Annotated in this window: 13 protein-coding genes, 17 tRNA genes, 1 rRNA gene and 3 riboswitches; of the genes, 2 read left to right on the top strand and 29 right to left on the bottom strand. The window is 38.2% G+C overall.

All coding sequences use genetic code 11. The features are described from left to right. Nucleotides 1-2: 2 nt before the first annotated feature. The 5 genes from ACQKNC_RS19665 to ACQKNC_RS19685 all read right to left on the bottom strand — a co-directional run bounded on the left by ACQKNC_RS19665 (nt 3) and on the right by ACQKNC_RS19685 (nt 6866). Entirely contained in the window at nt 3-572 is a 570-nt protein-coding gene (locus tag ACQKNC_RS19665) for a YitT family protein (protein WP_427426435.1), read from the bottom strand. A 571-nt stretch (nt 573-1143) separates the two neighbouring features. Next, nucleotides 1144-1665: a DUF2179 domain-containing protein gene (locus ACQKNC_RS19670; RefSeq protein WP_427426436.1), complete on the bottom strand. Its 522-nt coding sequence runs from the start codon at nt 1663-1665 to the stop codon at nt 1144-1146. 1008 nt (nt 1666-2673) lie between these two features. Next, nucleotides 2674-3972, bottom strand: a complete 1299-nt coding sequence (locus ACQKNC_RS19675; protein WP_427426437.1) for a nucleobase:cation symporter-2 family protein — start codon at nt 3970-3972, stop codon at nt 2674-2676. Next, complete coding sequence (locus tag ACQKNC_RS19680) at nt 3972-4556, bottom strand: xanthine phosphoribosyltransferase (RefSeq protein ID WP_427426438.1); 585 nt, start codon at nt 4554-4556, stop codon at nt 3972-3974. Before ACQKNC_RS19680 ends, ACQKNC_RS19675 begins: the two co-directional genes overlap by 1 nt. A gap of 188 nt (nt 4557-4744) precedes the next feature. Next, a riboswitch (purine riboswitch) is annotated at nt 4745-4846 on the bottom strand. A gap of 196 nt (nt 4847-5042) precedes the next feature. Beyond that, nucleotides 5043-6866 (bottom strand): APC family permease, encoded by a 1824-nt coding sequence (locus ACQKNC_RS19685; RefSeq protein WP_427426439.1) that lies wholly within the window; start codon nt 6864-6866, stop codon nt 5043-5045. A 177-nt stretch (nt 6867-7043) separates the two neighbouring features. Continuing rightward, nucleotides 7044-7194: riboswitch (cyclic di-AMP (ydaO/yuaA leader) on the bottom strand. Nucleotides 7195-7839: 645 nt separating this feature from the next. Here ACQKNC_RS19685 and ACQKNC_RS19690 point away from each other — a divergent pair. Then, a complete protein-coding gene (locus tag ACQKNC_RS19690) occupies nt 7840-9105 on the top strand; it encodes an Nramp family divalent metal transporter (protein WP_427426440.1) in 1266 nt (421 codons plus the stop codon). Between the two features lie 120 nt (nt 9106-9225). On the opposite strand, the gene ACQKNC_RS19695 is transcribed toward ACQKNC_RS19690, so the two are convergent. From ACQKNC_RS19695 to ACQKNC_RS19715, 5 genes are all read right to left on the bottom strand, one after another. After that, on the bottom strand, nt 9226-9915 hold the full coding sequence (locus tag ACQKNC_RS19695) for an ABC transporter permease (RefSeq protein WP_427426441.1): 690 nt from the start codon (nt 9913-9915) through the stop codon (nt 9226-9228). Beyond that, nucleotides 9908-10831, bottom strand: coding sequence for an ABC transporter ATP-binding protein (locus ACQKNC_RS19700; protein WP_427426442.1), 924 nt, complete (start codon nt 10829-10831; stop codon nt 9908-9910). The genes ACQKNC_RS19695 and ACQKNC_RS19700 overlap by 8 nt, the downstream gene beginning before the upstream one ends. Before the next feature lie 137 nt (nt 10832-10968). Further along, complete coding sequence (locus tag ACQKNC_RS19705; protein WP_427426443.1) at nt 10969-11904, bottom strand: sensor histidine kinase; 936 nt, start codon at nt 11902-11904, stop codon at nt 10969-10971. 5 nt (nt 11905-11909) lie between these two features. Continuing rightward, nucleotides 11910-12602, bottom strand: coding sequence for a response regulator transcription factor (locus tag ACQKNC_RS19710; protein WP_427426444.1), 693 nt, complete (start codon nt 12600-12602; stop codon nt 11910-11912). Nucleotides 12603-13408: 806 nt separating this feature from the next. Next, on the bottom strand, nt 13409-14872 hold the full coding sequence (locus tag ACQKNC_RS19715) for an amino acid permease (RefSeq protein WP_427426445.1): 1464 nt from the start codon (nt 14870-14872) through the stop codon (nt 13409-13411). An 86-nt stretch (nt 14873-14958) separates the two neighbouring features. Next, a riboswitch (Lysine riboswitch) is annotated at nt 14959-15135 on the bottom strand. A gap of 175 nt (nt 15136-15310) precedes the next feature. On the opposite strand from ACQKNC_RS19715, the gene ACQKNC_RS19720 reads away from it, so the two are divergent. After that, nucleotides 15311-16519: a CynX/NimT family MFS transporter gene (locus tag ACQKNC_RS19720; RefSeq protein ID WP_427426446.1), complete on the top strand. Its 1209-nt coding sequence runs from the start codon at nt 15311-15313 to the stop codon at nt 16517-16519. Between the two features lie 38 nt (nt 16520-16557). Here ACQKNC_RS19720 and ACQKNC_RS19725 read toward each other — a convergent pair whose 3' ends face one another. The 19 genes from ACQKNC_RS19725 to rrf all read right to left on the bottom strand — a co-directional run. Next, the gene (locus tag ACQKNC_RS19725; RefSeq protein WP_427426447.1) at nt 16558-17604 is read right to left on the bottom strand and encodes a nitric oxide synthase oxygenase; all 1047 of its coding nucleotides are present in this window, start codon (nt 17602-17604) and stop codon (nt 16558-16560) included. A gap of 372 nt (nt 17605-17976) precedes the next feature. Continuing rightward, nucleotides 17977-18048: transfer RNA gene (locus ACQKNC_RS19730), tRNA-Glu, on the bottom strand. A gap of 1 nt (nt 18049) precedes the next feature. Then, nucleotides 18050-18126 (bottom strand) — tRNA-Asn (locus ACQKNC_RS19735). Between the two features lie 4 nt (nt 18127-18130). Continuing rightward, nucleotides 18131-18207 (bottom strand) — tRNA-Ile (locus tag ACQKNC_RS19740). Nucleotides 18208-18216: 9 nt separating this feature from the next. Next, nucleotides 18217-18290 (bottom strand) — tRNA-Gly (locus ACQKNC_RS19745). Between the two features lie 3 nt (nt 18291-18293). Beyond that, a tRNA-Phe gene (locus ACQKNC_RS19750) sits at nt 18294-18369 on the bottom strand. A gap of 7 nt (nt 18370-18376) precedes the next feature. After that, nucleotides 18377-18469, bottom strand: a tRNA-Ser gene (locus ACQKNC_RS19755). A gap of 14 nt (nt 18470-18483) precedes the next feature. After that, nucleotides 18484-18559, bottom strand: a tRNA-Ala gene (locus ACQKNC_RS19760). A 15-nt stretch (nt 18560-18574) separates the two neighbouring features. Further along, nucleotides 18575-18651, bottom strand: a tRNA-Pro gene (locus ACQKNC_RS19765). A 17-nt stretch (nt 18652-18668) separates the two neighbouring features. Then, nucleotides 18669-18745, bottom strand: a tRNA-Arg gene (locus ACQKNC_RS19770). 21 nt (nt 18746-18766) lie between these two features. After that, nucleotides 18767-18839, bottom strand: a tRNA-Lys gene (locus ACQKNC_RS19775). A gap of 16 nt (nt 18840-18855) precedes the next feature. Then, nucleotides 18856-18930: transfer RNA gene (locus ACQKNC_RS19780), tRNA-Gln, on the bottom strand. A 10-nt stretch (nt 18931-18940) separates the two neighbouring features. Then, nucleotides 18941-19016 (bottom strand) — tRNA-His (locus ACQKNC_RS19785). A 47-nt stretch (nt 19017-19063) separates the two neighbouring features. Continuing rightward, nucleotides 19064-19137 (bottom strand) — tRNA-Trp (locus ACQKNC_RS19790). 5 nt (nt 19138-19142) lie between these two features. Next, nucleotides 19143-19226 (bottom strand) — tRNA-Tyr (locus tag ACQKNC_RS19795). 9 nt (nt 19227-19235) lie between these two features. Then, nucleotides 19236-19308, bottom strand: a tRNA-Thr gene (locus ACQKNC_RS19800). 8 nt (nt 19309-19316) lie between these two features. Further along, nucleotides 19317-19392: transfer RNA gene (locus ACQKNC_RS19805), tRNA-Asp, on the bottom strand. Between the two features lie 4 nt (nt 19393-19396). Beyond that, nucleotides 19397-19472: transfer RNA gene (locus ACQKNC_RS19810), tRNA-Val, on the bottom strand. Nucleotides 19473-19485: 13 nt separating this feature from the next. Continuing rightward, a 5S ribosomal RNA gene (gene rrf / locus ACQKNC_RS19815) occupies nt 19486-19584 on the bottom strand; the annotation flags it as partial.

The raw sequence follows: 19584 nt of genomic DNA on the forward strand, positions 1-19584 counted from the left end.
TATTAAAAACGACTCGTCATGATACTTGTAGTAATCCCTGCTACCAAAATTGTAATAATAGAAAGCAGTAATGTACTAGAAGATAAAAGCAGTCCCCCTATGACGATGACGATTGAATCTATCATAAAAATGAGTATCCCAACATTAATTCCGGTTTTATCACTTAAAAATTGTGCAATCAAATCTGTACCACCCGTGCTTGTCTGAAATCTAAGCATCAAACCAACACCAAAACCCATAAGTATCCCTCCAAATATGGCGCTATAGATGGCATCTACCTGAATAAGGTTCCGAACGGGCTTTAGTAAATCAATACTAAGAGAATAGGCGAATAATCCATGTATACTATTGTAAAAATACGCTCTGTATTTATACCAAGAGATGATAAAGATTGGAATGCTAATAATGATGATCATTAAACCTATTTTAAGTTTATATATATAGTGTAAAATAAGCGCTATCCCTACAACTCCCCCATCTAAAATTTGATAAGGAGTTAAGAATAGATTAATTCCTAATGATACCGCGGCACTCCCTATAAGAATGACCAAGCCTTTCGTAAAAAAATACATACAACACCCCTCCGGGACTTAACATGTTTTTATAGTATGAAAAAATTGATTTGAACATGTTATTGTTCACGTCTGTCGGTGTAATAGTAGTGATATTTTTTATCGAGCTTGGTCGCTAAATTTCTCTATAAATTGTGTGAATACAAAAAATGGATCATCACCAAAACGTGTGGTTGATTTCCGTTCCGACTGGGCGCTTTTATCGCTGACGCTTCGCTTTCGCGCAGAGCAGAGCTACCTGGGGGCATCCGATGAGCCGCTTGGGCCAACAGATGTTTTTTGCGCGAAAGTGTAGTGTTAACGTAGCGGCAGCAAAGTGTTTTTGTCTGTGCGAAAGCGTAGTGCAACGTAGCGACAGCAACAGCACCGATGCTGGTCACGAAGGCGTTATCACAGGACGTGATGGTTTTAGCCTTCGTTCCTCTATCGCTAATCCCCACGGAGTCGCCCAGCCTCCACTCCAATCAACTTATTTACATAATAGACGTTTTAACAAAGTCATCCACAACTTTTGGCGAGAACCCCAAAAGCCCTTCTGTATATAAACGGAAGGGCATTTTTTAAGGAAAAACTATTTGTTTTTTGCCTTCATGCGATTCAGCAAAAAACCACCTTTAAATGTTTTGGGCTCGTAAGAAATAATAAAAGCATTTGGTTCATAATGCTCCACAATTTGAAACAATTCTGTCTCTCGATTTCTCTTTGTTAATATTTCATATTTATAGCGATTACTATCTCTACCTTCCCCAATATAAATCGTCACAGCAAAGCCTTCATTACGAAGGAAATTCACGAGCTCTTCATTCTTACTTTGCGTATTGATTGTTGTATAGACATAGCCAATCGCTAGTTTACGTTCAATTTTGGCCCCTAGAAAAATACCTAAACCAAAACCAGCAGCATAAACAACCATCGCTAAAATACTTTGATCTCCATTAAAGACAAGAGAAAGGCCAAATACATACACTAACATTTCCAGCATTCCGAATATGGCAGCAAGGAACGTAATGTTCTTCACTAAAAATATTGTACGTAACGTTAAAAAAGGCACATAAATTAATTGAAGTAATACAATCAAAAATATACTTTGCATTTGTATGAGACCTTTCAAAAAGTAGTTTTATATACTATAAATGTATGTCGAGACATCGACTTGCATTCTATTAAGATGCAACTATTTTCTAGATTCCCTTACAAATAGAATTTAAACAACTACTTTTCATAAAAAAATGCCACCTACTATAGTAGTAGATGACATTTTGTTTATATAGAAATCCTTTATGCTTCGGCCCAATCATGTTGAATAATATATTACGAATAATCGTAATGACAGAACCACTTACGATACCGTTTGATGTTAGAAGAGATATACTTTCTGAGAGTTCCTTGAAAACAGGAACAACCGATACACCGACAGTGGTGGGTATTTAAAGGACACCTCTGAAAAGAAGTGCCCCCATTTTAAATGACTACCCTTTTAAATGGCTAACAATCCAAATTCATCGAACTTTCTTTTTTATTAGTTCGTCTATGTAATACTCTTTAAGCCAAACTTCCAATTTCATTCTTTCTTCTTGACACATATGCGACTTCATAGTTTCTTGTAGTTCTTCAAGAACTTCTTTAGCGGTTTTTAAATTCATTTATACCCAACCTTTCCATAAGGTTCATAATATTCCATAGACAATTGGATTACAATACCTAATTTTCCTGTTATATAGGGTAGTCTTATGAAATATATGAGACAATCCACCAACTAATGCTAGTGATTTTTTTAGGTTGGGATAACCTTATTACTTAGCAGGTCTTCTCAGCACTTTCTCCATACCATCTTTTCCCCTAGTAAAATAGCCATTCGAGTAGGATGTCTTCATAACTAACATTTCATCTTCTGTTAGGTCACGGTCTAAAGTATCCTTAATTTGATTCTCTTTTTCACATCCATATTGACACCAAACCTTAAAAACATAGGTTAATTGAACAAGGACTCATTTGAAGTACTAATAATACGATAATCTCTTTTAATGCCAAAGTCATTTCCGCATAAAAAAATGCCATCTACTATAAAAAGTAGATGACATTTTTTATTTCCAGAGAATCTTTAAGCTTCCCCATGCATCGGGTCTTCCTTATGCTTAGGCCCAATCATGTTGAATAAAATATTAAGGATAATTGCTGTGACAGAACCACAAACGATACCGTTAGATGTTAGAAGAGATACACTCTCTGGAAGTTCCTTGAAAATATCAGGAACAACCGATACACCTACACCAAGACTAACTGCAATCGCAGCAATCATGGCATTCTCCGCTGACTCATTCATAACAGGTACTAGCATGCCCATACCTTGAGTTATTACCATACCGAACATCGCTAGCATTGCCGCACCAAGTACTGGTGTTGGAATGATCGTTGTTAATGCTGCGATTTTTGGTAGGAAACCAAGTGATACTAGTAAACCACCTGTGATGTAAATAACTTTGCGATCTTTTACGCCTGACATACGAGTAAGTCCCACGTTTTGTGAGAATGTTGTATATGGGAAAGCGTTGAAAATACCGCCGATAACAGAGGCAAGACCTTCAGAACGATACCCTCGTGCTAAATCTTTTGAATCTAATTTTTTATTACAAATGTCACTGAGCGCAAAATAAACCCCTGTTGATTCTACTAAAGAAACCATTCCTACGAGTGTCATTGTAATAATCGCAGATGCATTAAATGTTGGCATCCCGAAGTAAAATGGCTGAACCATGTGTAATACTGCAGCATCTGAAACAGGGCTAAAATCAACCTTCCCCATAAATACTCCTAGGATTGTCCCCACAACTAATCCGATTAAAATAGAAATTGCACGGATGAAGCCTGTAGAGAAGCGATAAACTACTAAAATAATAACGAGTGTAATAAACGCTAAAGCTACATTCGAGCCAGATGCAAAATCTTTCGCACCTAGTCCACCCGCCATATTGTTTAAAGCTACTGGTAATAAAGAGATACCGATAATCGACACAACCGAGCCTGTAACAACTGGTGGGAAGAATTTTACTAACTTACCGAAAAAGCCTGCAATAATCATAATGATTATACCTGATGCAATAATAGATCCATAAATATCTGTAATACCTTGTTCGGGATTAGTACCGATTGCAATAATTGGACTAACTGCTGTAAATGTACAGCCTAGTACTACTGGCAAACCGATACCGATAAATTTACCTGAATACACTTGTAAAAGCGTTGCGATCCCACACATCATAATGTCAATCGCTACTAAATACGTCATTTGTGTTGAATCAAAGCCAATTGCCCCACCGATAATCAGTGGCACTAAAATGGCTCCTGCATACATCGCAAGTAAATGTTGAATAGCTAGCGTCGTCGATTTAACGGTATTCATTACGCATTAGCCTCCGCAGCAAATGTTACTTTGCCGTCCTCTAGAGAGTCTACAATTGCTAATGATTCCACGCGAACTCCTTGTTGGCGTAATAATTTCCCACCGTCTTGGAAGCCTTTTTCAATAACAATACCTACACCCACAACATTTGCACCAGCTTGTGCTGCGATATCAAGTAAACCTTTGACCGCTTCCCCATTAGCTAAGAAATCGTCAACAATTAGAATGTTATCATCTTCATTTAAGAAACTACGTGATACCGAAATATCATTTGTTTCATTTTTTGTGAAAGAATGTACTTTTGAAGAATAAAGATTATCTGATAGTGTTAATGATTTACGTTTACGTGCAAACACTACAGGAGCACCGATTTCAAGACCTAGCATCACAGATGGTGCGATACCTGAAGATTCGATCGTTAAAATTTTTGTAATGACTTGATCAGAGAATCGATTTGCAAACTCATGACCAATTTCTTTCATAAGCATTGGGTCAATTTGATGATTTAAAAATGAATCTACTTTTAATACAGATGAAGATAAAACTTTACCCTCTTGCATAATTTTGTCGTGTAATAACTTCATTTCCTTGATATCCTTCTTTCTTATAGTAATAACTCATTATGAGCAACTTACATTCCGTTACAGGCAAACGCCGGAAGCAATGCAAGTAATAAAAAACGCTGAATACTTTGATTCCAATCATCTACGAGTGGAGCAAAGCATTCAGCGTAAAAACGTCGAAACGAATAGAAAACACCTCATATGAGGTCTCCTAAAACATTGCTACCCATAGTCGATTCATTTACGGTAAATCGGTAGAAACTTGCGAGCCATATTCTCGCTATTATATGAGTGAAATAGTATAAAGCTGTAAAAACTTCTTATTTTTATCACGCCTTGGCGTCATTTCCAAAAATAGCACTTCATTCGGTATGTGCCTATATCTCACGCTGAATAAAGTCTGTTTTTTCGGAATTTACTATCATTTTAGTGAATTTTAATTGTAAACGTTCGTGTTTTACAATCAACGTACTGATTATATCAGACTATTTTCGAGCTTGCTAGTCATTATTTTAATAAATGGAAGGGCACTGTCATAATGACGACATTTTTGTGAAATAACAGCGATGCGCGAATTAATAGACTCGATTGATTGTGTAACATATGATGCCATCCTTTTTTCGGTAAAAATTGTGGGATGATCACTGTTACTTGATGGCCAGTTTTCGTACATTGATGTTCTACCTTATCAATAAATTTCATCAACGGCTGTGTAATGCTCCGATATGGCGAATAGTATGTTACAAGTCTTATATTTGGCTGCCAAGCTTTCCATTTCTCCTCGAACACTTTTGCTTCCGCTTGATCGAAAGCTACATAAAAGGCAATAATTTTATCAACGTTTAATGACTGCGCGTAATGCAATGTGTTTTCGACTACTTTCGTAATACCCGCGACTGGGACAATGAAGACATTCCCCTCAACAATCGGTAATTTCTCATTATCTAATCTTAGTTGTTGACCAACTGTTTTGTAATGCTGCTTAATACGGTGAAACGTCCAAATAATAATTGGTAAAAAGATAAACACTGGCCATACTTGAGGTAATTTTGTCACAAAAAACATCATAGCTACAATAAAGGAAATGACCGCCCCAATCGTATTAATTACAAATTTAGCAACCCAACCTTTTGGCTTTTCACGCAACCATTTTCGCATCATTCCAACTTGCGCTAAAGTAAACGGAATAAACACACCAACTGCATATAGTGGAATCAAATGCTCTGTTGTTCCACCAAATAAAAAGATTAAAACAATGGCAGCTAAACCAAGCATCAAAATGCCATTTGAATAACCAAGTCTATCCCCACGAACTTGGAATATTCTTGGGATAAAACCATCCTTCGATAAATTAACAGCTAGTAAAGGAAATGCTGAATAACCTGTATTCGCAGCAAGTACTAATATCATCGCTGTTGTTCCTTGCACTATATAATAAAAGATATTACGACCTACACTTGCCTCCGCAATTTGTGAAACAACCGTTTCTTTCGAATTTGGAGCAACTCCATAAAAATAAGCTAGGCTCACAATACCAATAAATAGCACTGCTAAAATACCACCCATAGCTAATAATGTTTTAGAAGCATTTTTTGGGGCTGGATCTCTAAAGTTAGGAATAGCATTTGAAATTGCTTCAACACCAGTCAAAGCTGAACTTCCTGATGCAAATGCTTTTAATAATATAAATAAACTAATACCTGCAACCGGTGTACCAACCTTTGGATGCAACTCAGCAGGAACTTGCCCTGTTACTATGTTATAAGCCCCTACCCCGATTAATATCAACATCACGATTACAAACAAATAAACTGGATACGCTAAAATGGATGCAGATTCTGTTACACCACGTAGGTTTAAAAGCGTTAAACATATAACAAAAAACACAGCGATTATCACATTATAGGGATGCAGACTTGGAAATGCCGAAGTAATGGCATCTGTTCCAGCCGATACACTTACCGCAACTGTTAAAATATAATCGACAAGCAACGATCCACCTGCGACTAGCCCCGCATTGACACCTAAATTTTCCCGAGAAACTACGTATGCTCCACCACCATGTGGATACGCATAAATAACCTGACGATACGAGAAAATAAGTGCTGTCAGTAATACAACTACCCCAGCAGCAATCGGTAGAGAATACCAAAAAGCAACAGTACTTACTGTCATGAGTACAATTAAAATTTGCTCAGGTCCATACGCTACTGATGACAAAGCATCGGACGATAGTATGGCAAGTGCTTTAGTTTTACTAAGCTTTTGCTCCCCCAATGCATCAGATCTCAATGGTTTACCTATAATAAAACGTTTTAATGAGGATTTCATTTACTACACCTTCTAGTTTCATAGAATGTGTTTCACATTTCTAAATCGATTACACTTTAGCATAATTGGTTTTTGTGCCATTCACCGGGGCTTTGTTTCATTAAATGAAGATAAAAAAAATCTACAAGCCATCACTAAATAAGACTTGTAGACGCTCATTCGTCTGCCAAGCTCCACTTTTCTGCTCTTAACGCTTACGAGGTTAGCTGTCGGATTCGGGCCTGAGTAGCCCTACCCTTCAATAAATGAAGAGATTCACCCCAAGATTACCTATGTAATCTGTAAAAATTGGGTCCCCCGCGTCTAATTGCTTCAGCGATTTAGAAATTTGAAACTTTTATAATGATGTCATATTACGCCTGTAATTAAAAAAAGTAAAGATGAAGAAAACGGTTACAAAAAATTTTTTTTACTTGATTTTTTGAATATTTTTATGATGGCTCACTACCTTAACCTGTGGTTGATCTCCGTTCCGATCGAGCGCTTTCTCTGGAAGCCGTTTCACTTGCGTTACAGGGTCTCATTTGTGACGCTGATTTCCAAGGTTCACTCAGCCCCACTCCAATTAACTTATATACTTGGCAACTGTCGCAACTTTGGTGATTAATCTTTATTTTTTAAGGAATAATGTTTTAATATGGGTAGGAAATATATGAATACCCGAATTGGAGATCAATTAAAAAGCCACCTTATAAGTATATTCTTGCTTTTAAAATAGCTAAGTACATTAATCCTTGATCATTTTCAAAGAATCGAATATTTTGCTATGATTCTTCAATACATTATGATACATAATCAAAATCAACGTTCATTAATGACAATTGATTTACTATACTAAAAACATTTCGAATTAAGCAAAAAAATCGAGCAAACTTCTTCACATTTTCTTATTCTAACTATAAAATAGGAATATATCATTTTCCTTTAGGAAACTTTATTTCTCCTGCGATACTCTTTGAAATGAGGGAACAACATGGTTTACAAACGAATGACAAAACCGTCAGCTGAGGCGGTTTTAAATGGAGATATAAAAGGCTGGCGACGAATCTTACCGTTTCTTGGCCCAGCTTTCATCGCAGCAGTTGCCTATATTGATCCAGGCAACTTCGCAACAAATATTACAGCAGGTTCACAATATGGGTATTTACTACTTTGGGTAATCGCCTTTTCCAATTTAATGGCAGTGTTAATTCAATCCTTATCAGCAAAGCTTGGTATTGCTACTGGTAAAAATTTACCTGAAGTAGCACGTGAACATTTTTCTAAAAAAACTTCTATTTTTTTATGGATTCAGGCTGAATTGGTCATTATTGCAACAGATCTTGCAGAATTTATCGGTGCTGCACTTGGACTGTACTTGTTATTCAATATTCCAATGTTGCCTGCAGCGCTTATTACAGCAGTCGGCTCATTTGCTATTCTAGAATTACAGCGTAGAGGCTTTAGAGCATTTGAGGCAGGTATTTCTGGCATGGTGCTTATTGTCGTATTAGCGTTTGCATTCCAAACATTTTTAGCACAGCCAAATTGGGGTGAAGTAACGCTAGGCATTTTCACACCACGCTTTGACGGAGTAGATTCTATTTTACTGGCAACAGGTATTTTAGGAGCAACCGTTATGCCACACGCCATTTACTTGCATTCTTCATTAACCCAAAGTCGTGTCGTTGGCCGAAATGATGCTGAAAAAAAACGTATATTCCGTTTTGAGTTTATTGATATTATTATCGCGATGATTGTCGCAGGCGCTATCAATATGAGCATGCTTGTTATTGCTGCAGCAGTATTCCATACACAAGGCTTAGTAGTTGAAGATTTAGATATCGCTTATAACGGATTAAAAGAGGCGCTTGGTCCGATGGCGGCGGTGTCCTTTGGTCTTGGCCTTCTCATTGCAGGTCTTGCTAGCTCTTCAGTTGGTACACTTGCAGGTGACGTTGTGATGCAAGGCTTTATTAGAAGAAAAATTCCGCTTTATTTACGTCGAGCTATTACAATGTTACCTCCTCTGATCATCATTGCATCTGGAGTTAATGCAACTTATGCACTTGTCCTAAGCCAAGTTGTTTTATCGTTTGGTATTGCATTTGCTCTTGTACCGCTTGTTATGTTTACAAGTAAGCGTGACGTCATGGGAAGCCTAGTCAACCATCGTATTACAACCATATTAGGATGGATTGTCGTAGCGATTGTAGTTGTTTTAAATCTTTATTTATTATGGCAAACGATATTTGGTTAAAAAAATGCCAGACACAAAAACCTTAATTTGGTTTTGTGTCTGGCATTTAAGTTTTTAAAGCTCTTCCGACTGGATGCTTTCTAGAGAGCGTTTAGTCTTTGATGAGCTAATTCTTTATCCTCAAATATCTATCTTCTCAATGTTTCTAAATGATAAATAGGCCACGCTTATACCGATAATAGCTAAAGTGATTGGTATGATAATAATATCATACAAGGTGAAGTTACCTGTATTTGATGATACGGCCGCTACAATTAAAATAGATGATATAATTGTTGCCGGAATAGAGTATTTTCTCATACCAAAATACAATGGTATTAATGCGATGCATGATGCTGCAACTGCATTCATGATCACAACTGGAATTCGTTGTATTATTAGAGAGCTCGTTAATGTATCTGAAACCAATTGGAAATTCTCACTAACAGCACAAAAAATCGCTGTTACAAAAGCAGTTGATATAATAATTGCACTAAAGGTGAAAAGAACAACAATGGCTAACTTTGAAGCAATTAATTTTTTCCTATTTATCGGATACATAAAAGCTACAGTGATCGTTTTATATTTGAATTCTCCAATAATAAGCTTGGCGATTAACGCACTAGCAAAAATAATAAACACTGCTCTTACAGCTGAATCAATAATGCCTAATGCCATCTGATAATTATCAAGGGTTGGGTCCCCTTCTATTTTAGTAATAAATAAAAGCATAAACATAATACCTAATATCACAAAATTTGCGAAAATAGCTCGTTTTATATATGAACCAATATGATATTTTTTCATTTCTAGACCTATTAAATTAAGCACTAGCTACACCTCCATTGATTAACTTCAAGAAATAATCCTCTAATGAGCTCGTTTTTTTGCTAATGCCCTCAATTTCAATATCATGCTCAATCAATGTTTTAGATAGCACCTTTTGTGAAGCTGTCGATTCATAAATTCGAATACAATTGTCATCCATTAGTTTGAAATTAGTAATATTTAATTTACTTTCTATAATAAAGGCAGCCTTTTTCCCATCATTGACAACCACTTCAATATAATCTGCTTGACTACGATTGACATCTTCCATTGTTACTTCCTTAATTAATCTTCCATCCTTAATAACTCCAACTGTATCTGCTAATTGTTCAATTTCACCCAAAATGTGACTAGAGATAATAATTGTAATTCCATAATCTTTACAAAGCATCTTGAATAGCTCTCGAAGCTCTTTTATGCCAACTGGATCTAGTCCATTAATCGGTTCGTCTAAAATAAGTAATTCTGGTTTAGTAATAATTGCACGTGCAATACCCAATCGTTGTTTCATCCCAAGAGAAAAGTCTTTTACACGCTTATTCTCTGTGTTTGTTAGTTTTACTAGATCTAGGACATGAGCTATCTCTTTCTTGTCATAGTAGCCCATATATTCACAATGTAATTCTAAGGTTTCTTTTGCTGTTAAATCTTCATAAAAAATCGGGTATTCAATAATCGTTCCCATCCTTTTCAGCACTTCGTATGAGCGGTCCATTAATTTTTCACCAAAGATTTCGATGTCTCCACTCGTTGGCTTCGTAAGGTTTGTCAACATTTTCATGACTGTCGTTTTTCCGGCACCATTAGGACCTAAAAAACCGTAGATCTCTCCCTTTTTCACATGCATAGTCACAGCAGAAACGACTTCTTTTCCCCCAAACACCTTCGTAAGCTGATTTGTTTTCACAATATATGTCATGTAGATCTCTCCCTTTAATTTAGCTATCTTTATTATAAAAAATGAAACTCTCTAATTTATTACTTGATTCTTACAAATTTCTTAAGCGCAGAAGAAAAGCTTGTAAAGCAATTAAAATGCTCTACAAGCATGACTGTTCAGTACATCATTCGTTTTAATGAAATCGTAAAAATGGTCTTCTCATACGGGATACTGGAAAGCTGGATGGAGCCATCCATTAGTTCTACAAGACGTTTTGTAATAGTTAAGCCAAGACCACTTCCTTGAAAGGATTTATTTCTAGAATCCTCAAGCGTATACATTCTCTCAAAAACATTATCAATATGATATTCGTCAATCCCCTTACCGCGATCCCATACATCAATAAAAATATTAGTATCATCATTTCTTACTGTGAGTCCAATAATGTTTCCTGCCGCTCCATAGGCAATAGCATTTGACAGTAAATTATTTAGAACCCTATCCAACGCTTCTTCATTACCAAGTGCATACACGGATATCTCTGGTATTTTTATTTCAATCTCTAGTCCCATAGACATGACCATATCGTAAAATGATAAAATATTTTTTCGGCAAATTTCACTTACATTAATTTTCGTCATTGGGTAATCCGTATCTCCAGCCTCCAATTTTGCCAGGTCAAAAAATGTATAGATTATTTTTAATACTTCCAATGTTTTCGAATGAACGCCTGTGAGTAACCGTTGCTGCTCCTCTTCACTCAGTGACTGCTTAAGCTTTAGCATTTCAGCATAGCCAAGTACAACTGTTAAAGGTGTTTTAAGATCATGTGAAATATTGGCTAGCATCTTTTTCATGGAGCTTTCCATTTTTCGATGTGTCGCCAGTACTTTTTGATTATGGTCTAGCAACGCATTCATCGCAGTAAGCAGCTGCTGTAATTCCGGATTCGCCGTCGACACTAATATCTTTTCATTCGATTGTTCATCAATGATTGATTGCAGTTTTTGATGCATGTATTGAATAGTAGCGTCTTGTTGTTTTTTTGCTCTCATCTGAAAAATAATAATTCCTACGAGAAACACAATAATCAGTAATAGAAATATAATCATGGAGTTTACCCTTCAAATTTATAGCCGATTCCCCAAAGCGTTTTAATATATTGAGGATTGGATGGATCGTCTTCAATTTTTTCACGTAATCTTCTTATATGTACATTAATAATATTTTCATCCCCATAGTAAGCATCATTCCAAATCAATTGATAAATTTGTTGCTTTGTAAAAACTCGATTACGATTTGTCACGAATAATTTTAGGATGGCAAATTCCTTCGACGTGAGCTTTAGTTTGTGTCCATTCTTCTCTACTGAAAAATTAACAAGGTCGATCGATAAGTTGTCTATCTCTACTATATCTTTCTTATCCTCTACTTGAGTGGAATATTTTGTAGCCCTTCTAATTGCGGCTTTGACACGGGCCGAAAATTCCAGCATCGAAAATGGCTTGGCAATATAATCATCTGCCCCTAATCCTAACCCTAATGCTTTATCAACATCACTATCCTTGGCTGACATGATGATAATTGGCAGCGATGCTTGCTCTCTTATAATCTTTAGAACTTCTAATCCATTAAGTTTTGGTATCATAATATCCAAGATCACTAAATCAAATGGATTGTTTAAACAATTTTGTAATGCTTCTTCTCCATTTATTGCAGAGGTGACAAAGAACCCCTCCATCGTTAAATAGTTTTCTACCATTTCGCGAATGGCTTCGTCATCTTCTACTAGTAAAATATGCTTTTGCACTTTCATGCACCTCTTCCTAATATAAAGCAGTCTATATATGACTTGTCATTACTATGATCATCACCACAAAGAGGGGTTGATTTCCGTTCCAGCTGAGCGCTTTTATCGCTGTCGTACAGAGCAAAGCTTCCTGGGGCGTCTAGCCTCCACTCCAATCAACTTATATACATGGTATACGTTCCAACAAATGTCCTACCCAAAATTTGATGATGTGTTATTTATCTATCAGTTTACCATATTAAGGTTGTGCTCCAAAAGTGGGGGACGATTCGAGAAACTAAAGTCCCCTTTTTATTCTCTCCAGTAATTTTATCTGAAGACCCTAAAATACAGAATTTGCAACACCTTGTATCGATTGATATATTTTGATAATAATCAAAATTAAATTAGCAAGGGCTGAAGAAATGACTTTTAGAAGGAATTACGGTTTTTTTCTATTATATTTTGTATTATCGGGTCGTTATTGTTTTATGCCAGTTTATTAAGATAAGAACGGTATTTTGGGGATTTACTTTTATGTAGGTGCTCTACTCTGGATAATGAGTATTTTTTTGGGGATATCCGGAATAAAATCAAAACAACCAGGTATTTCTAAATTTTTAGGATTACTCATCATTTTTCTTATTCTTATACTCTACGGATCGCTGATTGCTATTATGGGGATACAGGTTTTGGAGCTTAAAGATTGGAACGTTCACCTATAGTGTTTTGATGATACGTCTGGGTTACAAATTCATCAATATTTTTTAACTAAAAAAAACTGTCCTGCGAGCATTTTCTATGGCTCACAGGACAGTTTAATTTTTTTATTGTTCTACTTTTAAATCACATTGCTCTAATGGAAGCATTTTTGTTTTATGCTTGATTTTATAGCCAAGCCATAACAGTAAGAACAGTGGAATACCGATATATGAGACAAGAACTCCGTACCAATCTACTTTATCACCCATAAAGGCATTGTAGTTTTGTCCAATAACAACAATCATACAAACCGTAAAGGCGAATAGCGGACCGAATGGAAATAGCTTTGCTCTATACGGTAACAATTTCGGATCTAAGCCCTGTGCCTCGAACGCTCGACGGAAACGGTAATGACTAAATGCAATTCCTAGCCAGGCAATGAAGCCAGACATCCCAGAGGCATTTAGAAGCCACATATAGACCACACCATCACCAAAGAATGAAGCTAAAAATGCTAGGCAGCCTACAGCTAAAGTTGCCAATAATGCGTAAATCGGAATACCTCGACGGCTTAGTTTAGTGAAAAATTTCGGTGCATGTCCATCTACCGCTAATTGCCAAAGCATACGTGACGATGCGTAAAGCCCTGAATTCCCTGCTGACAGCATTGCCGTTAGAATGATAGCATTCATCAATGATGCAGCGAAGGCGATTCCTAAACGATCGAACACCAGTGTAAATGGCGAAACAGCGATATCTTCAGATAGCAAACGTGAGTCTGTAAATGGAATCAGCATCCCAATTGCACCAATCGCTAAAATATAGAATAAAAGAATTCGCCAGAAAACAGACTTAACAGCTTTCGGAATATTTTTACCAGGGTCATCCGTTTCACCTGCTGTTATTCCAAGTAGCTCCGTCCCTTGGAACGAGAATCCTGCAGCTAAGAAAATACCAAATGTAGCAAGGAAACCTCCGTGGAATGGTCCATCACTGATGAAGAAATTCGTAAAGCCTACAGGAGCTTGTCCTCCTAAAATACCGAAAATCATTAAGAAACTGATGATAATAAAAACGATTACAGTTACAACCTTTATCATTGCAAACCAATATTCACTTTCACCATAGCTTTTTACCGATAATAGATTAAACGTTAAAACTACAGCGATAAATATAACAGTCCAAAGTGCAGATGAGCTATCTGGGAACCAATATTTCATAATTAATGAAACAGCAGAAATTTCCGCCGCAATAGTAATTGCCCAGTTGTACCAGTAGTTCCAACCAAGTGCAAAGCCAAGAGCTGGGTCTACAAATTTTGTAGCATACGTACTAAATGAACCCGATGATGGCATATAGGCTGCCATTTCGCCTAAACTCGTCATTAAAAAATACACCATGACACCGATTAATGCATAGGCGAGTAGCGCACCGCCAGGGCCTGCTTGTGCAATGGCACCACCACTAGCTAAGAACAATCCTGTACCGATTGTACCGCCTAATGAAATCATTGTAATATGACGGCTTTTTAATTCTTTTTTCAGCTTCGGCGCTTTATGGCCGAGCTGATTGACTTTTATCTCACTCACGATATAGCTTCCTTCCTTTTTTAAGAGGCAAAAAAATGCCATCACATGAACGTTGCTGTGATGGCTAAGTAAATCCTCTGTTCTTTCAAAATGATAGCGCAACACGTTGTCCAAACGTGACAGTTCTGTTCCTTTCGGAGACAGCCCCAGCATGAGGTTTTCAAGTCCCCTCACACTTCGGCAGTATTTCCTTTCAACTAATATCTCTAATGCTTGTCATTTCCATTAGTATACTCTTAAATACCGCGACCTCTACCTCAATACAAACATGAGGCATATAAATATTAAATTTATGATGTGTTCTAGTTTAACATACGACCTATGACATTTCAATAACGCGAGTAATATTCAGTGTTTTATGAATTTTCAACTATTTTTAACGTTGTGATAAAGTGGTATAGTGGTTCAATCATAATTGTTCTACCAGGGGGGATTTATTTGACTACTCATGAACATACCGATACTTATCCTAGCAGGAAAATTAACTGGAAAGGTACAACCTTATTACTAGTTATCGGCGTGATTTGCATTGCCTCGACACTACGTATGCCGCTAACAGTTGTTGGCCCCATTATTTCCTTTATCCGTGAAGATCTTGGCATATCCAATATACTAGCTGGCTTTCTAACAACAATCCCATTGCTAGCATTTGCAATCATTTCACCATTCGTACCAAATGTTGCACGTAAATTTGGGCTAGAATTAACATTATTTTTATCAACGATTCTTTTAGCATTAGGAATTGTACTACGCTCCCTTGGCACAACTAGTTTGCTCGTATTTGGTACTGCGCTAATTGGTATAGCCATTTCATTTGGTAACGTACTAATTCCCGGATTAATTAAATTGAAGTTTCCCTATCACGTAGGTTTACTTATGGCATTTTTCACAATGTCGATGAATTTGACAGCTGGACTTGGTGCCGGTATTAGTTATCCTGTTGCCAATTCGTCATTTGGCTGGCAAGGTGCGCTAACAATCGCGCTTGTTCTTGTAGTGTTAACCATTTTAATTTGGATTCCACAGTTGAAATTTAATAAGCCTGAGCCTAATGTTAAAACTACGAAAGTACGTACACCATTATGGAAATCACCTATTACTTGGGCAGTGACAGGGGCTATGGGATTACAGTCATTATTATTTTATACAACTGCCGCTTGGATTCCTGAAATATATATGGCACAAGGATTAGCTGCAGATCGTGCAGGCTGGATGTTTTCCATCATGCAATTTTCACAAGTCCCAATGGCTTTAGCTGTGCCTATTATCGCTAGTAAAATGACATCTCAACGACCTCTCGTATTAATGTTTACGGCATTTTACTTAATTGGGTTTACCGGAGTAGTTATGGAATGGACAAGCCTCGCTATACTGTGGATGGTGCTACTAGGCTTAGCCGGAGGAGCTTCATTCTCATTAGCAATGATGTTCTTTACATTACGTACCCGTACAGCTTTTGAGGCAGCTGATTTATCAGGGTTTGCACAATCACTAGGATATTTATTTGCCGCAATTGGTCCAATTTTATTTGGTTATTTACATGATTTATTCGGCGGCTGGCATATCACTGGTTGGTTATTCATTGTCGTAGTATTGATACTCTTCTTATGTTCATTTAGGGCTTCTAAAAATGAATATGTGGATTAAAAAAGGCAGCTCATGTTACAGTGAGCTGCCTTTCTCTATTAATAAGATGGTTTTTGATAAAAATAGTTGGGTGTATTGTAAACATTAACATAAGGCTTATGGTAAATATGAGTTGTAGCGGGTGAAAGAGGCGGAATCAACCACGTCCAATTGCCCGTAACCTCCCGATCTGCTGCTGCTTCTGTTTCCTCAAACAATTTAAATTGCTGTGCAGCTGTATGATGATCTACAATGCTGACACCGTCTTCTTTAAAGGAATGTAGAACTGCAATATTCAGCTCAATTAATGCCCGGTCACGCCATAGAGAAGCCTGTTTAGTTGTATCAAGGTTGAATATCTCTGCTATAGCGGGCAGCATATTATAACGCTCATGATCTGCTAAATTACGTGCTCCGATTTCTGTACCCATATACCAACCATTGAATGGGGCTGCCTCAAAATCGATACCTGCCATTTGGAAGCGCATGCTAGAAATTATCGGCACTGCATACCATTTCAATCCTAGCTTCTCGACTTGAGAAGATTCTGGATGACGAATCGGTACCTCGAGTACATATCCGTCAGGGATTGTAAACACTTGTGGCTCCCTTCCATCCACCTGTACAACAAGCGGAAGCACATCAAATGCGGTTCTTTCACCTTGCCAGCCAAGTGACTCACATACTTTTGTAAATTCAACAGAATGCGGATCACCAATGACTCCAGACTCCGTGTCATAGCCAGCATAACGGATTAGCTGATGATTCCAGATACGAACTCGACCTGGTGCAAAAACCGTTATCGTTGGACGAATTTTCCCACCATTTGTTGCATATTGAATATGTTCAAGCAAAGCGTTGAAAATATCCTCTTCATTCAAAATATCGCGGGCATCTACAACATGTAGTGATTGCCAAAACAAGCGGCCAATGCACTTATTACTATTGCGCCAAGCCACTCGTGCACCAAAAATTAATTCTTCCGTTGTCGGTATATATTCTCCTGCTGTTTTAATTTGCTGTAATTTATTTTCTAGCCATGTTTTCGACTCATTTTGTTCTACTTGATAAAGTTCTAAAAACTGCTGTACTTCATGTAAATTCATATCGAATTCCTCCATCTACCCTCATATTAGAGGAATAGAACTATAATCACCACGAAAAAATCTGCTAGAAAACATACATATTTTATATATGAAATACTTTGTTCAATATTTCATATCATTTCTTATATTTTTTCAAACTAAAATTATTTATGGATTAGGAATAAGGTCTTAGCCCCTTATTGAATTGCCATTATAAAAAATGTTATCCATTAGTTCTATATTTTATTGGGAATTTCACTTAGAAAGAGGAGATCCAAAAGGAGCCGCCAGTATTATTTATAGTAAAGTTTGACCCATTAATCCCTTTCACAACGGCGTTTTTGAACTAGTTGGCATAAAAAAAGCATGTTGCACAATGTGCAACATGCTTGATGACCCGTACGGGATTCGAACCCGTGTTACCGCCGTGAAAGGGCGGTGTCTTAACCACTTGACCAACGGGCCATGGCTCCGAAGGCAGGACTCGAACCTGCGACAACCTGATTAACAGTCAGGTGCTACTACCAACTGAGCTACTTCGGAATAATGGTGGGCCTAAATGGACTCGAACCATCGACCTCACGCTTATCAGGCGTGCGCTCTAACCAGCTGAGCTATAGGCCCATTATTTTTTGGAGCGGGTGATGAGAATCGAACTCACGACATCAGCTTGGAAGGCTGAGGTTTTACCATTAAACTACACCCGCATATGGTGGGTCAGGACGGAATCGAACCGCCGACACTTAGAGCTTCAATCTAATGCTCTACCAACTGAGCTACTGACCCGGAAAAATGGAGGAGGTAGAGGGATTCGAACCCCCGCGCGGTGTTACCCGCCTGTCGGTTTTCAAGACCGATCCCTTCAGCCAGACTTGGGTATACCTCCGGAAATTATATAAATGGTGGAGCCTAGCGGGATCGAACCGCTGACCTCCTGCGTGCAAGGCAGGCGCTCTCCCAGCTGAGCTAAGGCCCCAACAATCAGGAAAGATGGTCGGAATGACAGGATTCGAACCTACGACCCCTTGGTCCCAAACCAAGTGCTCTACCAAGCTGAGCTACATTCCGATACTATTAGGCTTTTTTGGCGCGCCCGACAGGAGTCGAACCCATAACCTTCTGATCCGTAGTCAGACGCTCTATCCAATTGAGCTACGGGCGCATAATTTTTATAAAAACTTGATGAGCCATGAAGGACTCGAACCTTCGACCCTCTGATTAAAAGTCAGATGCTCTACCAACTGAGCTAATGGCTCATATTAAGAATATGAATGGCTGGGGTACTAGGATTCGAACCTAGGCATGACGGAATCAAAATCCGTTGCCTTACCGCTTGGCTATACCCCAATTATTAAAATGGGGCGACTGATGGGAATCGAACCCACGAATGCCGGAACCACAATCCGGTGCGTTAACCACTTCGCCACAATCGCCACTATATGTAATCATAGTAGTGTTTGATAACGAGTACCTCGAAACCTGGCAGGGGCAGTAGGAATCGAACCCACACCAAAGGTTTTGGAGACCTCTATTCTACCGTTGAACTATGCCCCTAAAAATGGTGGAGGGGGACGGATTCGAACCGCCGAACCCTAAGGAGCGGATTTACAGTCCGCCGCGTTTAGCCTCTTCGCTACCCCTCCAAGGGATGATGCCGGCGATAGGAGTCGAACCCACGACCTACTGATTACAAGTCAGTTGCTCTACCAACTGAGCTACACCGGCAAAAAAAATGGCGGTCCCGACCGGGATCGAACCGGCGATCTCCTGCGTGACAGGCAGGCATGTTAACCGCTACACCACGGGACCATAATGGTGGAGGATGACGGGCTCGAACCGCCGACCCCCTGCTTGTAAGGCAGGTGCTCTCCCAGCTGAGCTAATCCTCCACATGGTAAATAAGCGAAGCGACGTCCTACTCTCACAGGGGGAAGCCCCCAACTACCATCGGCGCTAAAGAGCTTAACTTCCGTGTTCGGTATGGGAACGGGTGTGACCTCT

The organism is Lysinibacillus sp. NPDC094177 (assembly GCF_050279145.1).
Taxonomy (GTDB): Bacteria; Bacillota; Bacilli; order Bacillales_A; family Planococcaceae; genus Lysinibacillus.

Excerpts from the sequence above, each read along its gene's own strand:
- ACQKNC_RS19725 (WP_427426447.1), bottom strand. The coding sequence starts at position 17,604 with ATGAATTTACATGAAGTACAGCAGTTTTTAGAACTTTATCAAGTAGAA.
- ACQKNC_RS19685 (WP_427426439.1), bottom strand. The coding sequence starts at position 6,866 with ATGAAATCCTCATTAAAACGTTTTATTATAGGTAAACCATTGAGATCT.
- ACQKNC_RS19675 (WP_427426437.1), bottom strand. The coding sequence starts at position 3,972 with ATGAATACCGTTAAATCGACGACGCTAGCTATTCAACATTTACTTGCG.
- ACQKNC_RS19705 (WP_427426443.1), bottom strand. The coding sequence starts at position 11,904 with ATGATTATATTTCTATTACTGATTATTGTGTTTCTCGTAGGAATTATT.
- ACQKNC_RS19690 (WP_427426440.1), top strand. The coding sequence starts at position 7,840 with ATGGTTTACAAACGAATGACAAAACCGTCAGCTGAGGCGGTTTTAAAT.
- ACQKNC_RS19680 (WP_427426438.1), bottom strand. The coding sequence starts at position 4,556 with ATGAAGTTATTACACGACAAAATTATGCAAGAGGGTAAAGTTTTATCT.
- ACQKNC_RS19665 (WP_427426435.1), bottom strand. The coding sequence starts at position 572 with ATGTATTTTTTTACGAAAGGCTTGGTCATTCTTATAGGGAGTGCCGCG.
- ACQKNC_RS19700 (WP_427426442.1), bottom strand. The coding sequence starts at position 10,831 with ATGACATATATTGTGAAAACAAATCAGCTTACGAAGGTGTTTGGGGGA.
- ACQKNC_RS19670 (WP_427426436.1), bottom strand. The coding sequence starts at position 1,665 with ATGCAAAGTATATTTTTGATTGTATTACTTCAATTAATTTATGTGCCT.